This is a genomic window from Fructilactobacillus sp. X1R3C1 (assembly GCF_059901545.1).
On sequence record NZ_JBWXUT010000001.1, the window covers coordinates 303,097 to 325,118 of the forward strand.

Genomic DNA, 22,022 nt, shown 5'->3' on the forward strand with positions numbered 1-22,022 from the left:
TAGTTTTTTGTAACGAAAACTCAATGAGATTTTTTACTTATATTTTGATATGCTAGAAATATTAAAGAAAAGGGGTGAGTCGCATGTTTGGGAAGAATCAACTGGATCCGGATTCGCGTTTTCGTAATTATAGTGATTTGGTCATTAAGACCTGTATGTTGGCGGGTAAAATCATGATTGAGAATGGGTCAGAAATGACACGAGTTAATGACACCATTAAGCGAATCGCACGAAATGCTGGGATGCCAAACTTGAAGACTTACATTACGATTACTGGAATTATGATTTCCGTTAATGATAATTCAGAAACTCAGATTACTGAAATTGATAAGCGGGCTTTTGACTTAAGAAAAATCACGGCTGTGAACGATTTATCGCGACGCTTTGCGGAACACAAGACAACGTTAGAGCAGTTCTATCAAGAATTGCAACACGTTAGTGATCTGGATACTTATTTTCCGTACTGGATGAAAATGTTAGCTGCTGCGGTCCTTTCAGGATCCATTGAAGTGGTTTTTCGTGGTGATTATTCGGTATTCTTTATTACTTGTCTGATTGGGATGTTAGGTTGGATTATTTTTGACTATTTGAATCGTATCGTGAAAGTTGAGTTTATAAACGAATTTACTGCGGCCATTTCAATTGGCATGTTAGCCATGCTAGCCCGAAAGTTGGGACTTGGAAGTGGTGTGGATAATATGATTATTGGGAGTGTGATGCCGCTTGTTCCTGGCGTCCAAATTACTAATGCGGTCCGAGATTTAATGTCTGGCAACCTTGTTAGTGGACCAGCTAGAGCAATGGAAGCCATTATGGGAGCGTGTGCTTTAGGATTTGGAGTGGCACTTGCTTTGAAGTGGTTTGGATAGGGGTGTTTATGATTGAAATTTTAGTGAAAATAATTGGAGTTTACGTTGCCACCCTTTGTTTTGCAATTTTGATCAACGTGCCACCGCGTGCTCTTAATCTAGGTGGATTGGTGGGGGTTGCCAGCTATTTAGTGTACCTAACCTACAATTCGATTTTTGGTGGTTACGTTGGTGGAAACGTCTTTGGAGCGTTTACAATTGGGATCTTGGGAATGCTGGCAGCTCGGTACAAAAAAATGCCAATCATCGTTTTTAACATTCCAGCGTTAGTTCCGCTTGTTCCCGGTGGACAGGCGTATGAAGTTATGAAATACATTGCAACGGGCAACACGCACTTAGCGTTTGTTTACTTAATGCAAGTCGCGATGATTGCAGGAGCGTTGGCGATTGGGTTCTTACTAGCCGAGTTGGCGATTCAACTGTTCTTTCACATCACCCATCTTTTGAAGGGAATCGTATCTTAATTGAAAGTAAAAGCCACATTGACCTCGTGTCAATGTGGTTTTTAGTTAGTTTGAAGCTGTTTGACAAAGTCTTGATAATCCTGCTCCTCACCGGTATCGGTGATTTGAATATTATCGAGGTTGACGTTTCTTAGGTCACTTTCACTAATATTTAACTCATTAGTAAAAGTCGCATTTCCAATCAAATGAAGATCGTAGTGAACCCCACTGCGTTTTATGTGAGTTTTTACCATCCCACCTGGATTATAAATATTGACGGTTTCGTCAAAGTCCGAATCATGAGTTAAGATTTCGTAAATTAGACTAGTGGCCGTCATTCCAGTTCCACAGGCATTTGTAAGACCTACACCCCGTTCGAAGGTTCGAACGAAAAGTTCATTTTGATCCATGACGTTAGCAAAACTAACGTTGACACCGTCCGTAAAGTACTTGTTTTTTCCGTTTAGCATTTTGCCTAGCTTAACTAAATCGTCTGATTTAACTTGATCCATACTCATAAAACTAATGAGATGAGGATTAGGCACTGCGACCGCTGAATAATCTAGTCCAGAAATGAAATCATTGACTGGCTGATCTAACAGTGGTGTTTTGATATTTTCAAGGGGCAGACTCTTAGCGTCAAATGAGATTGGTGAGATCTGAACACTAAAGGCGGGAACTCCAGGTGCAATGTCACTCTCTTTTGTCACATCTAGATCTGCATCGTTGGTTTCAACCTTGAAAGCATCCTGACCAAACTTTTGTGACAAGTACCGAGAAACGGTCCGAAGTCCGTTTCCACACATTGAAGCTTCACTGCCATCGGCGTTAAAGACTCGCATTTTCCCCAGTGCATTGGGGTGGTTTGATGAATCAACTACCAGAACCCCATCGGCGCCGTTTAAAATGTGATTTTTGGGGTCTGAAATGGTTTGAGCAAGTTTTTTAAGTTCCGAGTCAGTTAGTTTTTGGTCTAATTCGGTTTGATCCAAAATAAAGAATTGATTTTCGGATCCATGTACTTTAAGTAATTTAGTCATAATTTAGTCTCCTAATAAATTAGTCGGTTGTTGTCAAAGAAGTTTCTGTAAATTAGCTTGACGGCTTTATCTGAATCTTTAATGTCAGTTCCAAGCATCACGGAAATCTTGGAAGCTCCTTGATTAATCATGTGAATGGAGATGCCATTGTCGGTTAGGGGCCGAATGATTTTTTCAATGGTGTGATTATCAGACTGCATTCCCTCCCCAACGATCATGATGATGGCATAGTCATTAATCCAACGAATTTGATCGGGATGAAGGGCATCTTTGATTTCTCTTGTAATTTCTTTGACGATATGGTCATTTAGTTGGGCCTTATCAAAGATAATGGTCAGGTCATCGATTCCAGAAGGCATGTGTTCGTACGACACGTTGTATTTGTACAGAATTTTGAGAATCTTAAGGGTAAAACCCACTTGTTTGTTAAGCAGATAGCGATGAATGTACAGTGCTGAGAAGTGCTTGGCACTGGCTACCCCAGTAATTACGCGAGTTGGTTGAAATTTATTTTCAGGAACAATCAGGGTTCCGGGTAAATCAGGGGCCGATGTATTTTTCACGTTGATTGGAATTCCGACCTGGATTGCTGGAATGATGGCTTCATCATGAAAGACTGAGAAACCAGCATACGAGAGTTCTCTCATTTCTCTATAAGTCATTACGTCGATAGCTTTCGGGTTTTTAACCACCCTCGGGTCAACCGAATAGATTGCGTTGACATCGGTAAAGTTTTCGTATAGATCAGCTTGAAGCCCACGAGCTACGATTGAGCCTGTAATATCGGAACCACCTCTTGAAAAGGTAGCGATTTGATTATCATCATTGACCCCAAAAAATCCTGGAAAGATCATTTTTTCTTTAACGTCACGAAATCTTCTGATGTTTCCGTAGGTAACTGGATTGATTTGCGCATCGGCAACGTCGCCGGTGACTTTAAAACCAATTTCTTTTGGATCCATAAACCTTGCGGGAATTTTAAGTTGGTTTAGAATCATCGTCAACATTTGCGCGTTGAGGTATTCTCCCTGAGCTTTAAAGGTACTCATTAGATGAGCAGAATCCGGAAACGATTGATTAGGTAATTCTCTTAACTGTGAGACAATTTGGGTAATCTGTTTCGTCTGAACGTTAAATGATTCACCAATTTCTTGATAGCGATCAATAATTTGATTAAGAATGTCAGAAAAGTCTTCATGGTCAAGAACTTTTTTAGCATACTCGATTAATAAGTCGGTAACTTTCACGTCACCTTTGAAGCGAGTTCCGGGAGCAGAAACAACGACTGCCTTCCGATCTGGATCTGATTTGATGATATTAATTACCTTTTGAAATTGGGCTCCGTTAGCTAGTGAGCTCCCACCGAATTTGGTTACTTTCATGAATTATTCATCCTTAAGAATTTAATTAAGTTGAATTGTAGCATTAATTTTTAATTTATCAATCTTGGAACCCAAAATATGTGAAATAGTTATTAATTTAGATGATATTAATTGACGAACAGGTCAAAATGGGTTATATTTTTAACAAATTTAAATAGAGGTTGCAGGTAACAAGATTAGCTAATGGAGATTTACTCGTCGAAGAAGTTAGTGAAAGGGTTGTTTGCCGAAGCACTCTGTCAGAGTAGTGGCACTGGTGCTGGGACGTGATTTAATAAATCGCGGACTGTCGCAGATATTCTGCGGGGAGCTATTCAAGAATATTTGATCAAATAATGTCAAATTAATTATTTTTAGATCTTTTTGTTCAACTCCTGAGCAAAAAGATCTTTTTTTATAAATTATTTAAGAGGTGCGAGATGAAGTCGGTTATTGATAAGCAAGATATAAGAAATCATGATTTGTACATTGGTGGGATTAAGGCCAGTGATTTAGCAAAAGAATATGGAACACCCCTAGAGGTTTATGACGTTAGTAAGATCAGGAGTCAAATTGAAAAATTTAAACGGGTTTTTGAGGACCGTAAAGTTAAATACTCGGTTAATTATGCTAGTAAGGCGTTTGCCACGGTTGGAATGTATCAAATTGTGAAGCAAGAGGGAGCTGGAATTGACGTAGTTTCCGGTGGCGAGTTGTACACTGCACTTCAAGCTGACTTTCCGATGGCACGGGTCAGTTTTCACGGCAACAATAAATCAAAAGACGAACTAACGATGGCTGTCAAAAACGGAGTGGGAACGATTATGTTGGATAATTTCCATGAAATTGAGTTACTCCACGACGTGCTAGAAGAGCAAGATAAAAACATCGACGTGATGTTACGGATTACCCCTGGTATTTCAGCTCATACTCATGAGTACATCCAAACGGGTCAGGTCGACAGTAAGTTTGGGTTCGATCTGGCATCAGGACAAGCTGATGAAGCTTTACAAAAGGTCCTTTCTGAGAAGCGAATGAATATGAAAGGGGTTCATGCTCACATTGGGTCTCAGATTTTTTCACCCGAAGGCTTTGTGGGAGCTGCCGATAAACTTGTTGACGTAATGAAGCACTGGCATGATGATTTTGATTACACGGCGAAAGTAATCAACGTTGGTGGTGGTTTTGGTATTCAATACACCGATGAAGAACATCCCGTCGCCCCAGAGGACTTCGTCTCAGCCATTGTGGATGAGATTAAAGAAAAAACGACTGAGGCTGATTTACCAACTCCATCAATTTGGATTGAACCGGGACGTTCAATCGTCGGGTCAGCGGGTTATAGTTTGTACAAGATTGGTTCCAGAAAAGATGTCCCCGGGATTAAGTCGTACGTTTCCGTTGATGGCGGGATGGGTGATAACATTCGTCCAGCTTTATATGAAGCAGACTATGAAGGCGCTCTTGCAGGCAATGTTGATGGAAAGCCGGTTGAAACCATCCGAATTGCCGGGAAATACTGTGAATCAGGTGACATCTTGATTAAGAATCAACCGCTCCCAAAGAGCCAACCGGGAGACATTTTTGTAATCTTCAACACCGGGGCTTACGGATACTCAATGGCTTCCAACTATAATCGAAATCCACGGCCAGCCGTTGTGTTTGTTGAAGATGGTAAAGCACAGTTAGCGGTCCAACGTGAGAGTTATGCGGACCTGATCCACTTAGATAAGAAATTAAAGGAGAACTAGAAGATGGCACAATTAGATGCACAGTCAATCATTAAATTTATTTCTAACTCAGACAAAAAGACCCCAGTCAAGGTTTATTTGAAAGGTAAGTTAGGAAAAATCAAATTTCCTAAGGGAATTGAGAATTTTACCACTAACAAAACTGGTGTCATTTTTGGCGACTGGGCTAACGTTTCTAAATTTCTTAAAAAGAATAAAAAATTAATCAGTAGTTATGAAATTGAAAGTGATGCACGAAATTCTGCCGTTCCATTACTTGATACCAAGAACCTAGACGCTCGGATCGAACCTGGTGCTATTATTCGTGATCAGGTCTCAATTGGAAAGCATGTTGTCATAATGATGGGAGCTTTAATCAACATTGGAGCTGAGATTGGTGATGATTCTATGATTGACATGGGGACCATCCTGGGTGGTCGTGCGATCGTTGGAAAGCATTGTCACATCGGTGCTGGTGCTGTTTTGGCCGGTGTGATTGAACCAGCTAGTGCTAAACCGGTTCGAATTGACGATAACGTCTTAGTTGGTGCTAATGCGGTTGTGATTGAAGGCGTTCATGTTGGTGAGGGTGCAGTGATTGCTGCTGGCTCAGTGGTTTTGCATGATGTTGAACCTAATACCATGGTAGCCGGGGTTCCTGCTAAAAAGATCAAGGACATCGACACTCAGACCAAGTCTAAGACTAAACTTGAAGACGACTTAAGGAAGTGATGAATGTGTCAAATAACCCGACCAAGTTGAGTGACGATGATCTCCTTGAAATTTATCGTCATCTTCACCAAATTCCAGAATTAGCAATGCATGAATTTCAGACCCATGAATATCTAAAAGAAGTCATTGATAAGTTTAAAACGGACTACATGGAAGTTAATGTACCAGAAAAGTTACCAACTGCGATTTTGGTGCTGGTCCATGGAACTGATCCCAAGCGTACTATTGGATACCGAACGGATATTGATGCGTTACCAGTTAAGGAAAAAACGAATTTAACGTTTGTGTCAAAAAATGATGGTGTGATGCATGCGTGTGGTCATGATATCCACATGACGGTTGCGTTGAGTATCTTGAATTACTATGCTGCTCATCAACCCCAAGATAATTTGTTAGTTTTTTTTCAACCAGCTGAAGAAAGTGAAAATGGCGGTAAGGTGGCATACGAGGATGGTATTTTTACCGGGAAGTGGCATCCAGATGAATTTTATGGTCTACATGACAACCCCCAGCTTCCGGTTGGGGCAATCGGTTGTCGGATGGGTACACTGTTCGCTGGGACAACCGAGGTCAACGTTGACCTGATCGGAAAAAGTGGTCATGCTGCTTATCCGCAGGATGCAAACGACATGATTGTGGCCGCCAGTCAGTTTATTAATCAGGTTCAGACGATTGTATCAAGGAGTGTTGATCCGATTGAAGGCGGCGTTGTTACCTTTGGAAAAATGGAAGCCGGTACCATTCGAAATGTGATCGCTGGTCATGCTCGAATTGAAGGAACGATTCGGGGTCTGACCCAGAAAATGATTGAGTTGATTGATAAGCGGTTAAAAGAAGTCGCTAATGGGATTTCAGTGAGTTACGACTGTCAGGTTAAACTCAACCTGAATCAGGGCGGTTATTTGCCAGTCGAGAATAATCCGAAGTTAACCAGTAATTTTATTGATTACATGGAAAAGCAAAAAAACGTTGATTTTATTAACACGATGCCCGCAATGACGGGAGAAGATTTTGGTTATTTGTTGTCAAAAATCCCCGGATCAATGTTTTGGTTGGGAATTGGTGACCCAAAGTCTCAGCTTCATGAGGCGACGCTTACCCCCAATCCAAAGGCAATTGCGATTGGAAGTAGAGCCATTATCGGATTTTTGAATTATCGAATGCAACAAGGAACAAAAAAATAGGGGGAGAATCATAATCATGGTAGAAAAAGCGGATTTATTAACGGCCATCGTCACCCCGTTTGGCAATGACGGTGAGGTTGATATTACACGGCTTAAGAAGCTGATTAAACATTTGGTCGATACGGGGACCAATGGATTTGTGGTCGGCGGAACGACTGGTGAAACTCCGACATTATCTGAAGACGAAAAATTAAAACTGTACGGTGAATTTGGCAAGATTGTGGGCGATCAGTATCCGGTAATTGCAGGGACTGGTTCAAACAATACCCGACAAACGGCTGAGTTTAACCAGAAAGTGATGCAATTAGATGGGATTGATTATGGCTTGGTGGTTGTGCCTTATTACAACAAACCCGACCAACGGGGCATGAAGGAACACTTTAAGTACGTTGCCGATCATTCAGATAAACCAATCATCATCTATAACATTCCTGGACGAACGGGCGTGAACATGAATAAGGAAACGGTCGTGGAATTATCCGAATACAATAACATTGCTGGAATTAAGCAGTGTGGCTCACTTCCTGATATGGAATACATCATTTCCAACACTCCAGATGATTTTCTGGTTTACAGTGGTGAAGATCCACAATCACTAGCAACTAAGATGCTTGGTGGTGATGGAGTGATTTCGGTTGCTTCCCATGTTTATGGTAAGCAATTGAGAGCGATGTATGATGATTTAGATCAAGGTGACTTTAAAGCTGCCGGGAAACTACAGCGTTGGTTAACGCCAAAGATGCAAGCTTTATTTATGTATCCCTCCCCGTCACCAACTAAAGCTGCTTTAAATGCTAATGGTTTAAATGTGGGTGGTTGTCGTTTACCAATTGCAACCCTAAATCAAGATGAGAAAAAAGAATTGGCAAAAGCACTAGGCGTTGATTCTTTAGGAGACATTTTAAATGATTAAAGTATTAGTAGCGGGTTTTCGTGGCTCAATGGGCCAAAAGGCCGTTAAGATGATTGAAAAGAATGGTGATTTTAATTTGATAGGCGTATATGACCCGAAAGCGAACGATTTGAGTCCTGAAAGTTATGATTTACCAAAAGACGTAAAAGTTTATAACGATTTTGATCAGATTAAGGGACCAGATGTAGACGTTTGGGTTGATTTTACGGTTCCAAAAGCAGCTTATCCAAACACTAAATTTGCCTTGGATCATGGGATTCATCCGGTTATTGGAACCAGTGGGTTAAGTGATGATCAACTAGCTGAATTGCAAAAATTAGCGGACAATGAAAATGTGAGTGGGATTATTGCGCCGAACTTTGGAATTTCAGCGGTATTGTTAATGAAATTTGCTAAAGAGGCAGCTCAATATTTCCCTAATGCAGAGGTGATCGAGATGCATCATCAGGATAAAAAGGATGCTCCGTCTGGGACCGCCATTAATACGGCCAAGTTAATCAGTGAGGGAAGAAAGAAACGACCCAAAGCTTTATCCACTGAGGAAACCCTAAAGGGTGCTCGCGGAGCTGAGTATGATGGAGTTCCGATTCATTCCGTTCGGCTTCCTGGATATGTTGCTCATGAACAGGTGCTGTTTGGCGGAGATGGTGAAGCACTCACCATTCGTCAAGATTCCTTTGATCGTGATTCATTTATGAATGGTTTAAGGGTTGCCATTGAGAGAGTTGACGGTTTAGATGGGTTAGTTGTTGGATTAGAAAATATTTTATAGAGGGGCAAGTAGTAATGAAAGAGTATAATGTCGCAATTTTAGGTGCCACTGGTGCCGTTGGAACACGTCTCATGGATAAGTTAGCTGAATCAAGTATCCCGGTTAAAAGTCTGAAATTGTTGGCTTCTAAAAAATCCGCTGGGAAAAAGCTCGAGTATCAAGGTGACGAATTAACCGTTGAAGAGGCCACTCCCGACTCATTTAACGGTGTTGATTTAGTCCTTGCTTCAGCTGGCGGTTCGGTTTCCAAAAAGTTGTTACCGGAAGCCGTGAAGCGTGGTGCTGTTGCGGTTGACAATACGAGTGCGTTTCGAATGGACCCGGATGTCCCCTTAGTTGTGCCAGAAGTGAACCCAGATGCTTTAGAGAATCATCACGGGATCATTGCCAATCCAAACTGTTCCACTATTCAAATGGTAGTGGCGTTAGAGCCGATTAGAAAGCAGTTTGGGTTAAAACAAATTATTGTTTCCACTTATCAAGCTGCTTCAGGTGCCGGTCAGAGTGGACTTGATGAATTAAAAGATGAAGCGCAAGAACACCTTGATGGCAAAAAGATGGATGCTCACATTTTCCCAGTCAAAGGTGAAAAGGAACATTATCCATTGGCATTCAACCTCTTGCCCCAAATCGATGTGTTTGAAAAAGACGGTTATACTCACGAAGAGTGGAAGATGATTCACGAAACGAAGAAAATCATGCTGAATGATATGGATTCTGGAGATATTAAGGTGACCGCTACCTGTGTCAGAGTTCCAGTGGAGATTTGTCACGGTGAGTCAGTTTATTTCACGGTCAAGGATGAAAAAGCCGCCAGTCGTGAAAAGATCCAAAGGATTTTAAATGATGCTCCGGGAGTAACTCTTAAAGATGATCCCAAAAAACAACTCTACCCACAACCAATCGACGCTGCTGGCAAAGAAGATACATATGTCGGAAGAGTTCGACCGGACCAAGAAAATGGTGATGCCTATAATATGTGGGTGGTAGCCGACAATTTATTAAAGGGTGCTGCACTAAATACGGTTGAAATTGGCGAAGAATTAGTTAAAAGAGATTTAATTTAATGATTAAATTTCTTGACGATGATGATAAGGAAGAGGATTAACATGCCTACGTTAAATGAAAACTTGCAAAATCGGTTTAACAAGAATTTAACTCAACTGCAACCATCAGCAATTCGAGCTTTTTCGGAGTCGATATCTGATATTGACGGATTGATTATGCTATCGGTGGGAGAACCAGGATTTAACACCCCTGAACACGTTAAAAAAGCAATGATGAAGAGTATTGAAGATAACCACTCGCATTATTCTCCTCATAAAGGAATCAAATCTTTAAGAGATGCCATCAGCAACTTTATGGCGAAGAAATATAATTTAAAGTATGATCCTGATACTGAAGTAATGGTTAATATGGGAGCAACCGAAGCGCTTGCTTCGTCGATTCTTTCCACGGTTAATCCTGGCGATGAAGTTTTGATTCCAGCACCTTTCTATCCCCTATACGAGTCATTAGTACGTTTTACTGGTGGGAAACCCGTGTTTATTGATACGTCCACTTCTGATTTTGTTTTAACACCTAAAGAATTGGATGAGGCACTCTCAAATCATCCCGGTGCTAAAGCGTTGATCTTAAATTATCCAAATAATCCAACGGGGGTTGAATACACACCAGAGCAGTTAAAAGACCTTGTCCCAATTCTGAAACAACATTCACTCTTTGTGATTACCGATGAGATCTATAGTGAGTTAACCTATGGTATTAAACATCATTCACTGGCAGAGTATTTACCTGATCAAACGATTGTAATTAATGGAGTGTCTAAGTCTCACGCAATGACTGGTTATCGACTGGGGTTCACGGTTGGGCCCGCTGAATTTATCACTCAGGCTAATAAGATGCATGGTTATTTAGTTTCTTCACCATCAGACCCTGCTCAGTATGGTGCACTTGAGGCACTTAAGAATGGAATGGATGATGCTTTTTCGATGCGAGATGAATACCAAAAGAATCGGGATGAGGCCATTTTCCGGCTAAAGAAGATGGGGCTTGATCCGATTGATCCTACCGGAGCGTTTTATATTTTCGTAAAAATTCCAGCAAATTATGGAAATGATGACGTTCGTTTTGCCAAGGATTTAGCGCAAAACGCTAAAGTTGGGGTAATTCCCGGATCAGCGTTTGGTGACGGTGGTAAAGGCCACGTTCGGATTTCCTACGCTGCTTCTAGTGACGATTTAAAGGAAGCACTAAGTCGGATGGGAAATTATTTAAGTTAATGTAATTATTAAAAAAGCGGAATTAGACAAATGTCTAATTCCGCTTTTGTTTAAAATTGTTTAAAGGTGCAGGTACGTTCCAAGGAAAAAACTAATCATCAAGATGATGAAGACGATGGTAGTAATGATGACGTACATCTTATCGTGTTCTTTATAGAATGAATAGATTGATACGACCACCCTTAGAACCGGCGTTAGGATCAAAGCAAAAACGCCTAACATCATGATGGAATAGGGTTTTAATTGAATGATTCCCTTTAGCAGTTGACCAAAGGAAGTTAGGTAATAGTGACTGCCAAACCCCGTTGTTCCGGTAACAAGGTACAAGAAAAGTCCAAAGACCATGATGATGACAGAAACAATCACTCCAATACGCATGATTTTTCCGATAAGTTTTTCGATTCGAATATTTTCAGCTTTTTGATTTTTCTCACTTTGATTTACATTATTTTGAGTGCTCATGATAAGAAGTTCACCCCAAATCCTTTAAGAATCATTTGAACGCCAAGGTAAATTAGGATGGGAATAAAAATAATTCGAATTAATTTGGAAGGCATGATTTGCATCACACGTGACCCGACGGTTGCTCCAACGATAATTCCAAGCGCCAGTGGGACGGCAATCTGAGGCAAAATTGATCCGTTAAAAAAGTAAATGGTGGCACTCGCTGCTGCCGTGACCCCCATCATTAAATTACTGGTGGAACTTGATGGTTTGAGTGGCATCTTCATGAAAGTGTCCATCGCAATCACCTTAAAGGCACCTGATCCAATTCCCAGTAAACCACTGGCAATTCCAGCACCAAACATTACGGTTAAACCAGCTGGAACGTTTGTTACCTTATAGTCAATCTGCTTTTTTAGGTTTTTATCGTAGTAAGAACCATTTAGCTTGAGTTCTTTTGCAATTTTATCTTCACTGGTTGTATTCGTTTGAACCTGTTTGCCCCAAATCTTTTTAACCATATTTAAACCGGAAAAGAAGAGTAACAGGCCAAATAAAATGTAGAGAAAGATTGGATTGATCACTCCAGTTAGTAAAGCACCGGCAACGGCCCCAATGGAAGTAGCAATTTCTAGAAACATGGCTACCCGTAAGTTTAAGACGTTGTCTTTTAGATAGGCGATCGTTGCTCCTGAACTGGTAGCAATCACGGCAATGATACTTGCACCAATCGCATACTTAATGTCGAGATTAAATCCGATGGTTAAAACCGGTGTAATGATCATCCCACCACCGATTCCTAGGATTGAACCCAGAACACCCGCAAAAACTCCTACCAGTAACATGATAATAAGGCTATGAATCATTAATAAAACTCCAATCTGTAAAATTCATGGTGCAATTATATCACACTAATCACGGCGATTTTGGTGCTTCTCTCAATCGGCTAATCGATATTATGTTATACTTTTTTTATATGAATTCTTGGAGGTATGGCATTTATGATGATTGGAAGGGACGTTAGTCGTCCGTACAAATTAACAATTGCGTTTCTCTTATCGTTAATCCTGACGATTGGAGTCAAAATGAGTTTTGGCTACGTTGACTTTTTAGATTCAATGATAATTGGAACCATTCAAGGGTACCCGTCTTCATTTGAAGAAACCATTTTCACAATGATTAGTTTTGTCGCGAGTCCCAAGATGGATATTGTGTGGATACTTATAATTGCTGTTTTGTTGTGGTGGTTTAAGTATAAAATACCGGCATTCTTTTCGTTGGTACTGGTTTTTGGTGGAGATGCCATTGGATTTGTGATTAAACACATCGTAGCCAAGCCCCGTCCTTCAATGCATTTGCCGGGGGACACTGGCTTTAGTTATCCTAGTGGACATGTTTTAGGAGCTTTTCTAGTGATTAGCGTCCTGTGGATCATAGTGGTTCCAATGATTAATCGACAATCAACTAAATGGATTATTAGAACTATTTTAGCAATTGTTCTTTTCCTAGTGATGATCTCACGGGTTTATCTGAATGCCCATTTTCCTTCAGATACCGTTGGTGCCGCCTTAATTGCTTACACATGGCTTCAAGTTTGTGAATATGGGTACGTAAAGTGGGCCAAGGAGCTAAGTACAACAAAGATTTTTCAGAATACAATTTACTAATTTCATGAAAGTGATTGATAATCGTTAACTTATCACTTATACTTTACTTATAATGAAATATGAATTCTAAGAAGAGGCGCGACTTTTATCAGTAATTTGCCAGAGATTCACTTAATCGATGAGGGCTTATGAAAGGGAAAGTTGCCGAAACTGATCACGTGGTAAATGATTGGTTGGGTTTTGATTTAATAAGTCAAGGACTGTCGTGTGTTGCACGGAGAGCTTTCTAAGATTACGATTAGTAAGAATTTGTGGACTCTTTTGGAAGTTATTCAAGAGGGTCTTTTTCTTTGTCGTTTTGTTATTGGGTTTCTTCTTAATTATTTAGGAGGAGAATTTATGTCTGAAAAAAATGGAAACGGACAGGTGAAGCGGGGATTAAAGTCTCGTCATGTGTCTATGATCGCCCTTGGTGGTTGTATTGGAACCGGTCTTTTTGTGACTAGTGGTGGAGCAATTCACAATGCTGGTCCCGGTGGTGCGTTAGTAGCATATGTATGTATGGGAATCATGGTTTATTTTTTGATGACTAGTTTGGGAGAAATGGCCACTAATATGCCAGTCTCTGGATCATTTGCTACATATTCAGCTAAGTACGTTGATCCAGCTTTAGGGTTTGCAATGGGTTGGAACTACTGGTTTAACTGGGCAATTACGGTGGCGGTTGACGTTAGTACGGTGGCAATCGTCATGCAATTCTGGCTGCCACATTTTCCGAGTTGGATTTGGAGTTTAGCGGCTCTGTCACTGATTTTGTTGATTAACATCTTATCCGTCAAGGCGTTTGGAGAAACTGAGTTCTGGATGTCTTTGATCAAAGTGATCACGATTTTTATCTTTCTAGCCGTCGGAATTTTGACCATTTTTGGAATTATGGGTGGTCACTTTATTGGAATGAGGAACTTTACCTATAAGCAGGCTCCCTTCGTAAACGGGATTCCCGGCATTCTGAGTGTTTTCGTAATTGCTGGATTCTCATTTCAAGGAACTGAGTTAGTTGGAATTACAGCTGGAGAGTCAGAAAACCCGCGGGAGACGGTTCCAAAAGCGATTCATGAAGTATTTTGGCGCATCATTTTATTCTATATTCTGGCAATTGTTGTGATTGCTGCAATTATTCCATATACTAGTCCCGATTTGTTGGGATCAAGTGCTTCAGATGTTGCCATTAGTCCGTTCACGATTGTGTTTGAACGTGCCGGATTAGCTGGAGCTGCAAGTATTATGAACGCGGTCATCTTGACCTCCGTGATTTCTTCAGCCAACTCTGGGATGTATGCCTCAACGCGAATGTTGTATTCGATGGCCGATGAAGGTTATGCTCCAAAAGTTTTTGGCAAAGTATCTAAGCGTGGAATTCCAGTGTTAGCGCTCCTAGCAACCATGGTGATTTCGTTGTTGACTTTTATGACAAGTATCTTTGGATCTAAGATTTACATGTGGTTAGTGGCTGCTTCCGGGTTGACTGGATTTATTGCTTGGTTCGGGATTGCTCTTTCACATTATCGGTTTAGAAGGGCGTTTATAAAACAAGGACACAAAGTTTCAGAACTTAAATACCATGCGACTTGGTTCCCGGTCGGTCCAATTATCACTTTAATCCTGTGTATCGTTGTTATTTGTGGTCAAGATATTGGTGCCTTTGCTCACTTCAACTTATTTGAGATTGCGGTCACGTATATGAGTGTTCCGTTGGTTATCATCTTGTATTTTGGGTACAAATTTGTTCATCATACCCATATCATTCCTCTCGATAAAGTGGATGTCTCACCTTCAGAAGATTATACGGATGAAATTAAAAAGAATGAAAGCTAGTCTTAAATTCATGATTTTTAAATGGTACAATTACAATTGCAAATTCTTTAAATTAGTCTAAGGGGATCAAATAAATGATTGTATTATCAGGAACTATTGGAGCAGGGAAGACCACGTTAACGACATTATTGGCTGAGAAACTAAACTCACCAGCATATTACGAGTCCGTTGATGATAATAAGATTCTTCCGTTGTTTTACAAAGACCCAAAAAAGTATGCTTTTTTGCTTCAGATTTATTTTTTAAATAAACGTTTGGACAGCATTAAAGAAGCTTCTTCTGATAAGTACAGTGTGATGGATCGTTCAATCTTTGAAGATTCATTACTGTTTCATCTAAATGCTGACCTTGGTCGAGCAACTGAAACAGAAGTTCAAATTTATGATTCTTTATTAAAGAACATGATGGAACCGATCCCTAACGGTAAATATAAGAAAATACCGGACCTACTGATTTATATTGATATTTCTTTTGATACGATGCTTAAAAGAATTAAAAAGCGTGGAAGAAAATACGAACAGATCGATAATGACGCTAGTTTGTATGAATATTATCGTGAGTTAAACCAGAGATATTCGAAATGGTACGAGGATTATAATTTATCTCCTAAGATTAGGATTAACGGGGATAAGTATGATTTTGTCGAAGATGCGGACGCCAGAAACAAAGTTTTAAAGAGACTTTCTGACAAAATTCAAGAAGTATTAGGATAATTTAAGAGATTATTGTATAATTGACGCAACAAATAAACGTGACGTGCCCATTAAGTAGAATCACAGAGAGACAATGTTGGTGAAAATTGTCATTTGAAAATTCCAGCACGTATTTCGGGCGGCCAATCCCGCACGGCAATTACCGTTATTAATTAATCGAGTGCCTTAATTGGAACTTGGGTGGTACCGCGAAAAGACTTTCGTCCCAATATGACGAGGGTCTTTTTGTGTCTTTTAAGGGAGGAAATTAAAATGTTAGATATGAAGTTGATTAGAAGTAATCCAGACTGGTATAAAGGAAAGCTAGCCGAGCGAAATGTGCCTGGCAAAGTGATTGACAATTTACTTAGAAAAGATTCAGAACGGCGTGATCTAATCGTTAAAAGTGAGTCGCTTAAAGCGGAACGAAATGAGGTATCTGAGAAAATTTCACAGCTCAAGCGCAATAAAGAGGACGCAAATGATCAAATTACCAGAATGCGTGAAGTTGGAAAAGAGATCAAGGCGCTGGATGAAAAGCTAGAAACTATCAAAGCCGAACAACATAATATTGAGGCTCATTTACCCAATGTTCCTGCTGATGAAGTTCCCGTTAGTCTCACCGAAGAGGGTTCAAAAGAGTTAAGACGAATTGGTGAACCACGGAAGTTTGATTTCACCCCTAAACCCCACTGGGAAATTGGCGAAGACTTAGATATTTTAGATTTCAAGCGAAGTGCTAAGGTATCAGGAAGTCGCTTCGTATACTATCTAGGTGCAGGAGCCAAATTAGAACGTGCGGTATATAATTTCTATTTGGATCAAAACACCGATGCTGGATACACCGAAGTCTTACCCCCATACATGGTTAATTCTGATTCAATGTTTGGGACCGGGCAGTTTCCTAAATTCCTAGAAAATAAGGCTGGATTTGAGATTAAAGATAGTGACTTGACCATGATTCCGACTGCTGAAGTTCCACTGGTTAATTTCTATCGCGACGAAGTCATTTCTGAAGAGAAGTTACCAGTGAAATTCACCGCCTTGACCCCAGCGTTTAGATCAGAAGCAGGAAGTGCCGGAAAAGATACCCGGGGCTTAATTCGATTGCATCAGTTTAACAAAGTTGAAATGGTTCAGTTTACTAAGCCCGAGGAGTCTTGGGATGCTTTAAAGGAAATTACGCATCAAGCAGAGACATTACTTCAGAAACTCGGTCTGCCTTATCATGTCATCACGCTAACGTCAAGTGACATGAGCTTCACTGCCGCTGAAACTCATGATCTTGAAGTATGGATGCCAGCTCAAAATCGGTACCGCGAAATTTCAAGTTGTTCTAACACGCTTGATTTTCAGGCAAGACGGGCTCACATTCAGTACAGAGATGAGAACGGCAAATTGCAGTACGTTCATACGTTAAATGGTTCTGGCTTAGCCGTTGGTAGAACGGTTGCAGCTATCCTTGAAAACTATCAAAATGAAGATGGAACTGTGAATGTGCCCGAAGTTCTTCAACCTTATATGCATGGGATGAAGAAGATTGTAAAAAATGAAAAATTTTAACAAAAATAGTAGAAATCAATAAGACATTCCGGTATAATAATGTTTGTTGTATGACTGGTTTGAGAAGAATTGATCGTTGAGGCGTAACCAATTTGTTCTTGACGCTTAAACATCAAAATGATATTATTTAATAGTTGTCGTTGCGCTTTATCGCAATGATATCTATCAATGGAGGATTAGCTCAGCTGGGAGAGCATCTGCCTTACAAGCAGGAGGTCACAGGTTCGATCCCTGTATCCTCCATTTGAGCCGTTAGCTCAGTTGGTAGAGCATCTGACTTTTAATCAGAGGGTCGGCGGTTCGAACCCGCCACGGCTCATTGCCAGTAACACATTATTATGCGGGCGTGGCGGAACTGGCAGACGCGCTAGATTTAGGTTCTAGTGTCTTAGGACGTGGGGGTTCGAATCCCTTCGCCCGCATTGATTTTTCGCCGACTTAGCTCAGTTGGCTAGAGCGCTTCACTAGTAATGAAGAGGTCGTAGGTTCGAATCCTATAGTCGGCATATGCGGAAGTAGTTCAGTGGTAGAACGCCACCTTGCCATGGTGGAGGTCGCGGGTTCGAATCCCGTCTTCCGCTTTTTTTGTTATCATACTGCCGGAGTGGCGGAATTGGCAGACGCACAGGACTTAAAATCCTGCGGTCAGTGATGACCGTACCGGTTCGATCCCGGTCCCCGGCATTTAAAATTTAAAACAGTAAGAGAGTCCTATTACTAGGACTCTCTTTTTTATTTAAAATATTGATTCAAGGTAGAAATACGGGTCCGACAGCGCTATCATAGAGTTAAATTGATGTTGTGATGTGGGTAATAAGTTGATTTCCATTTACATGACAAGTTAGAATTACGATAACGGTATGATTGATCAAATAAAGGAGAAGCGATATGAAACTCGAGAAAAAATCGCCTTATGGGCTTAATAACGTAAGTGCTTTACTTAATGACGTTTCAATGAATGATGATCAATTAATTCATGTTGGTGAGAAGATGAGTAATGATGCCAACATGGAAGCCATGCGGAATTTCAAAGCTAGAAAGCGGGACATTAAACCAATTTTGACTGAGCGTGATTCACTGCTACTTAGTGGACTTCTAGGATTAAAACGAGAACGAATGGCCAAAAATCCATTTTCTTTTTATCGGGGAAGCGTTGAGCTAATGAATCATGATTTAGGTACCATTCCCATGAGTGATATCAATCTGTTGATTGCGGGTGATGCTCACCTTGGCAACTTTGGTTTTTATGGTTCTCCAGAGCATCAACTTTTGTTCGATTTAAATGATTTTGACGAATCTCACGTAGGTCACTTTGAAGATGACTTATTACGTTTTCTAGTAAGTGCTTTATTGGTCGCGAAGCAACAAGGATTTGACATCACAAATGAAGTTAATCCGTTTTTAAGGGATGTCTTGGAGGCTTATCGTAGTGCCTTGGTCAGGATGACGGAGATTCCAGCCATGGATAAACTGACATTGCCTAATTCCATCAGAAATATTTCTAAGATTTTTGGTACATTAAAAGACGGTGAGAAGCATTTTAAAAAATCGTTTCAAAAAATTACCGCTAAGAGTATTAACAAGGCCCTTAGAAGTACTTCTGACTACGCTGTGGAAAAGTATACAACCGTTCTTAAAAACGGGGAACGGCGCTTTATTGATAATGAACCGGTTACGGTTCACATTGGGAAAAAAGATTATCAAAAAATTAGTGATGGACTCGATCGTTACTACAATCATACTAAAAGTGATATCCGTTTCTTTCTCTCTAACTTCCAGATCGTTGATATTGTAAGACACAGTGTGGGAGTGGGAAGTGTTGGCACTCTTTGCTTTTTAGTTTTACTAGAGGACGCTAACAATAATTACTTGGTTTTGCAGATTAAGCAAGCCCTTCCAATTTATAAAAACAATGTTATTGGTATGAACAAAAATGATTCATTGGGTGAAAATATTGTTGATTGTCAGCTGATTCTTCAAACTGCCTCGGACCCATTTTTAGGGTGGTTTAATACTAGTAATAAGAGTTATTACGTTCGTCAGTTTAAGGATATGAAGGGTTCCGTAAATCTTAATAAGTTGGATTTAGACGCTTTTAAGGATTACGTGTTAGTTTGTGTGATTTTACTTGCACGAGCACACAGTCAATCACCAACGTTTCCGATGATTATCGGGTACCTAAAAAATAGTGACAAGGTCAAAAAGTCATTCATTGAGTTCGCCAATGAATACATGAAACAAGTTGAGATTGATTATGATACGTTTATTAAGGATTTGAAATAACATGAAGAGAAATGAAGAGTATGTTGACTCGTGCTATAACCGGGATTTGAGTTGGACTTTATTTAATCGAAGAGTGATTAATCTAGCCACGGAATCGTTCACTCCGTTTTTGGAAAAGCTGAAGTTTTTAGCAATTGGGTCAAATAATTTAGATGAGTTTTATAGTGTCAGGGTTCCAAGCGTTCAAGGGCAAATGGAGCTTAGTGATAATGGGATTGAAAAGAAGTCTGGACTTCACTATAGCCAGATCCTGGATCAGATTCATGATCGTAATGATGAAAATTTTAAGATCCAATACAATGATTACGATAAATTAAATCAAGAATTAAAGGAGAGAGATGTTTGTTCGATTGAGTCTTATGCAGACCTTAATGACAAACAAAGGGATCAAGTCAATCAATACTTTATTAAGAAGATTCAACCATCACTTTCCTTTAAAGAGTTTGATGAAAATTATGATTTAAAGTTTCTTTCTAACAAGCAAATTGCGATTGGCGTCTTAGTCAAAGGTGATGATAAAAAAGCCATTCGGATTATTCCCATTCCTTCTAAGTTTGACCGCTTGCTTTCGGTTAAATCGAACGGGATTGATACGTATATCTTACTTGAAGATTTGATTAATCATAACCTCAAGCGTCTCTTTAATGGAAAAGAAATTACTGGAACGGTCGTCTTTAGAGTGACGAGAGACCTTGATGCCACCTTAGATGTTGAAAAAGAGGATAATAATTTTGAAACAATTTCTCGGATGCGTCAGTATCTTGTTGACCGGGAAAAAGGAAAGGTAACCCGATTTGAAGTTGAGGAATTTGATGGTAATACTGACGATGATTTCTTAAATGATTTTATTGACAAGTTTAAGATTGAAAAGAATGCTATTTTTAAGATTCCTGGTCCGGTTGATTTAACTTATCTATTTGAGATCGTCAGTAAGTATTCACCTGATTATCCAGAATATTGTTACGCAAAATTTAATCCTCGAACTTGGTCGACTTCCGCCTCAATCCTTTCGTACTTGGATCAAAAGGATCTCCTTATCCAATATCCATATGATTCGTTTAGTCAGTTTTTGCAGTTCTTAAAAGAAGCGGTCGAAAATCCTAAAACAGTTGCGATTAAACAAACCCTGTATCGGGTTTCAAAACACTCTGAAGTGGTTGATTTACTAGCAAAAGCCGCTCAAAAGGGAATTAAAACCACCGTTGTGGTTGAATTAAGAGCTCGTTTTGATGAAAAGAACAACTTGAAAGTAACTGAAAAACTGAAGAATGCTGGTGTTCATGTTATTTTTGGAAAAAAAGACATGAAAGTTCATAGTAAAACTTGTTTGGTGTTAACAAAAGAGGGCAATCACCCCGAGGGCTATATCCAGGTTGGAACGGGAAACTACAACATGCAAACCGCGAAGGGATTTGTTGATCTAAGTTTCTTTACCAGTAAGGACGATTATGTTCAAGACCTATCAAAATTTTTCGATTACTTGCAAGCTCCAGATGCCGCTCAACCCAGTTATCAAGTTTTATCAGCTTCTCCCCATCAAATTCAAGATCAAGTGATTGATGGGATCCAGGAAGTTAAAGAAAGTTATTTAAGAACCGGCAAAGGAGCAGTCTTTTTAAAGATTAACTCGTTGACTGATGTAGAAGTGATTTCAGCCATTTATGATGCGGCCAGAGTGGGTGTACCATTTAGGCTCGTTGTTAGAGGAGCTTGCTGTCTTAAACTTGGAATTTGCGGGAAAAAAGAAAAAATCGTGGTTTCAAGCATTGTTGGTGAGTTTTTGGAACATAGTCGAATTTATGGATTCTTCACTCAGGATGATTCTAAATTGTGGATATCTTCTGCTGATTTAATGACAAGAAACATGGATAACCGTGTCGAGCTAGCGGCGCCAATTCTCGATCCAAAACTAAAACAACAGCTTTTAAACATCATCGACATTTACGCTCAAGATGATGTGGATGGGAGCTTTTTAAAGCCTGATGGTGAGTACTTTAAGTTCAAGCATCCCAAGGGGAGGTCCGCCCAACAAACCTTCTTAAAAATTATCGATGATCCCAAATTAAATAATAAAAAGCACATTTCTAAGCGTCACGACATTCGGATTAACGTCAAAAATGATTCCAAGTTAAAGAACGAATGGTTCTATGTTTCGATTTTAGTCGTTACGATTATCGTGGTAGTGGGTGTGTTATTGTGGTGGTAAAGGTAACTAGATTTTTCTGGTTACTT

The 22,022-nt window shown here is 40.0% G+C and carries 19 protein-coding genes, 6 tRNA genes and 2 riboswitches; of the genes, 21 read left to right on the forward strand and 4 right to left on the reverse strand.

Annotated elements, in window-relative coordinates; translation table 11 throughout:
- Window positions 1-83 precede the first annotated feature (83 nt).
- Window positions 84-869, forward strand: coding sequence for a threonine/serine exporter family protein (locus tag AC6UD8_RS01550; RefSeq protein ID WP_500693516.1), 786 nt, complete (start codon window positions 84-86; stop codon window positions 867-869).
- A gap of 8 nt (window positions 870-877) precedes the next feature.
- Window positions 878-1,333 (forward strand): threonine/serine exporter family protein, encoded by a 456-nt coding sequence (locus tag AC6UD8_RS01555; RefSeq protein ID WP_500693517.1) that lies wholly within the window; start codon window positions 878-880, stop codon window positions 1,331-1,333.
- 41 nt (window positions 1,334-1,374) lie between these two features.
- Here AC6UD8_RS01555 and dapF read toward each other — a convergent pair whose 3' ends face one another.
- A complete protein-coding gene (dapF, locus tag AC6UD8_RS01560; protein ID WP_500699255.1) occupies window positions 1,375-2,352 on the reverse strand; it encodes a diaminopimelate epimerase in 978 nt (325 codons plus the stop codon).
- Between the two features lie 11 nt (window positions 2,353-2,363).
- Window positions 2,364-3,734: an aspartate kinase gene (locus AC6UD8_RS01565; protein ID WP_500695244.1), complete on the reverse strand. Its 1,371-nt coding sequence runs from the start codon at window positions 3,732-3,734 to the stop codon at window positions 2,364-2,366.
- A gap of 147 nt (window positions 3,735-3,881) precedes the next feature.
- A riboswitch (Lysine riboswitch) is annotated at window positions 3,882-4,055 on the forward strand.
- Between the two features lie 98 nt (window positions 4,056-4,153).
- On the opposite strand from AC6UD8_RS01565, the gene lysA reads away from it, so the two are divergent.
- The 7 genes from lysA to AC6UD8_RS01600 are packed head-to-tail and all read left to right on the forward strand — an operon-like array spanning window position 4,154 to window position 11,326.
- Complete coding sequence (lysA, locus tag AC6UD8_RS01570; protein WP_500699257.1) at window positions 4,154-5,464, forward strand: diaminopimelate decarboxylase; 1,311 nt, start codon at window positions 4,154-4,156, stop codon at window positions 5,462-5,464.
- A 3-nt stretch (window positions 5,465-5,467) separates the two neighbouring features.
- Complete coding sequence (dapD, locus tag AC6UD8_RS01575; RefSeq protein ID WP_500693521.1) at window positions 5,468-6,175, forward strand: 2,3,4,5-tetrahydropyridine-2,6-dicarboxylate N-acetyltransferase; 708 nt, start codon at window positions 5,468-5,470, stop codon at window positions 6,173-6,175.
- Window positions 6,175-7,359, forward strand: coding sequence for an N-acetyldiaminopimelate deacetylase (locus tag AC6UD8_RS01580; protein WP_500699259.1), 1,185 nt, complete (start codon window positions 6,175-6,177; stop codon window positions 7,357-7,359). Before dapD ends, AC6UD8_RS01580 begins: the two co-directional genes overlap by 1 nt.
- A gap of 10 nt (window positions 7,360-7,369) precedes the next feature.
- Complete coding sequence (gene dapA / locus AC6UD8_RS01585; RefSeq protein ID WP_500699328.1) at window positions 7,370-8,272, forward strand: 4-hydroxy-tetrahydrodipicolinate synthase; 903 nt, start codon at window positions 7,370-7,372, stop codon at window positions 8,270-8,272.
- Window positions 8,265-9,044: a 4-hydroxy-tetrahydrodipicolinate reductase gene (dapB, locus tag AC6UD8_RS01590; RefSeq protein WP_500693524.1), complete on the forward strand. Its 780-nt coding sequence runs from the start codon at window positions 8,265-8,267 to the stop codon at window positions 9,042-9,044. The genes dapA and dapB overlap by 8 nt, the downstream gene beginning before the upstream one ends.
- Window positions 9,045-9,058: 14 nt before the next feature.
- Window positions 9,059-10,111, forward strand: coding sequence for an aspartate-semialdehyde dehydrogenase (locus AC6UD8_RS01595; RefSeq protein ID WP_500699260.1), 1,053 nt, complete (start codon window positions 9,059-9,061; stop codon window positions 10,109-10,111).
- 42 nt (window positions 10,112-10,153) lie between these two features.
- The gene (locus AC6UD8_RS01600; RefSeq protein WP_500699261.1) at window positions 10,154-11,326 is read left to right on the forward strand and encodes an aminotransferase class I/II-fold pyridoxal phosphate-dependent enzyme; all 1,173 of its coding nucleotides are present in this window, start codon (window positions 10,154-10,156) and stop codon (window positions 11,324-11,326) included.
- Between the two features lie 60 nt (window positions 11,327-11,386).
- Here the strand turns inward: AC6UD8_RS01600 and AC6UD8_RS01605 are convergent, their stop codons facing one another.
- Entirely contained in the window at window positions 11,387-11,788 is a 402-nt protein-coding gene (locus AC6UD8_RS01605; RefSeq protein ID WP_500699263.1) for a DUF1634 domain-containing protein, read from the reverse strand.
- A complete protein-coding gene (locus AC6UD8_RS01610) occupies window positions 11,785-12,636 on the reverse strand; it encodes a sulfite exporter TauE/SafE family protein (RefSeq protein ID WP_500693528.1) in 852 nt (283 codons plus the stop codon). Before AC6UD8_RS01610 ends, AC6UD8_RS01605 begins: the two co-directional genes overlap by 4 nt.
- A 135-nt stretch (window positions 12,637-12,771) precedes the next feature.
- Between AC6UD8_RS01610 and AC6UD8_RS01615 the strand changes: the two genes are divergently transcribed.
- From AC6UD8_RS01615 to ppk1, 12 genes are all read left to right on the forward strand, one after another.
- Window positions 12,772-13,437 carry a phosphatase PAP2 family protein gene (locus tag AC6UD8_RS01615; protein WP_500699265.1) on the forward strand — a complete coding sequence of 222 codons (666 nt, stop codon included), beginning with the start codon at window positions 12,772-12,774 and terminating at the stop codon, window positions 13,435-13,437.
- A 63-nt stretch (window positions 13,438-13,500) separates the two neighbouring features.
- Window positions 13,501-13,670, forward strand: a riboswitch (Lysine riboswitch).
- A 106-nt stretch (window positions 13,671-13,776) separates the two neighbouring features.
- The gene (locus AC6UD8_RS01620; protein WP_500696525.1) at window positions 13,777-15,252 is read left to right on the forward strand and encodes an amino acid permease; all 1,476 of its coding nucleotides are present in this window, start codon (window positions 13,777-13,779) and stop codon (window positions 15,250-15,252) included.
- Window positions 15,253-15,326: 74 nt separating this feature from the next.
- Window positions 15,327-15,965: a deoxynucleoside kinase gene (locus tag AC6UD8_RS01625; protein ID WP_500696526.1), complete on the forward strand. Its 639-nt coding sequence runs from the start codon at window positions 15,327-15,329 to the stop codon at window positions 15,963-15,965.
- Between the two features lie 252 nt (window positions 15,966-16,217).
- Window positions 16,218-17,507 carry a serine--tRNA ligase gene (gene serS, locus AC6UD8_RS01630; RefSeq protein WP_500699266.1) on the forward strand — a complete coding sequence of 430 codons (1,290 nt, stop codon included), beginning with the start codon at window positions 16,218-16,220 and terminating at the stop codon, window positions 17,505-17,507.
- Between the two features lie 170 nt (window positions 17,508-17,677).
- Window positions 17,678-17,750, forward strand: a tRNA-Val gene (locus AC6UD8_RS01635).
- A 3-nt stretch (window positions 17,751-17,753) separates the two neighbouring features.
- Window positions 17,754-17,826 (forward strand) — tRNA-Lys (locus AC6UD8_RS01640).
- A 21-nt stretch (window positions 17,827-17,847) separates the two neighbouring features.
- Window positions 17,848-17,929, forward strand: a tRNA-Leu gene (locus AC6UD8_RS01645).
- 10 nt (window positions 17,930-17,939) lie between these two features.
- Window positions 17,940-18,013: transfer RNA gene (locus AC6UD8_RS01650), tRNA-Thr, on the forward strand.
- A gap of 3 nt (window positions 18,014-18,016) precedes the next feature.
- Window positions 18,017-18,088, forward strand: a tRNA-Gly gene (locus AC6UD8_RS01655).
- Window positions 18,089-18,105: 17 nt separating this feature from the next.
- Window positions 18,106-18,191: transfer RNA gene (locus AC6UD8_RS01660), tRNA-Leu, on the forward strand.
- A 204-nt stretch (window positions 18,192-18,395) separates the two neighbouring features.
- Entirely contained in the window at window positions 18,396-19,790 is a 1,395-nt protein-coding gene (locus tag AC6UD8_RS01665; protein WP_500693533.1) for a DUF2252 domain-containing protein, read from the forward strand.
- A gap of 1 nt (window position 19,791) precedes the next feature.
- Window positions 19,792-21,996: a polyphosphate kinase 1 gene (gene ppk1 / locus AC6UD8_RS01670; RefSeq protein ID WP_500699268.1), complete on the forward strand. Its 2,205-nt coding sequence runs from the start codon at window positions 19,792-19,794 to the stop codon at window positions 21,994-21,996.
- Window positions 21,997-22,022: the final 26 nt, after the last annotated feature.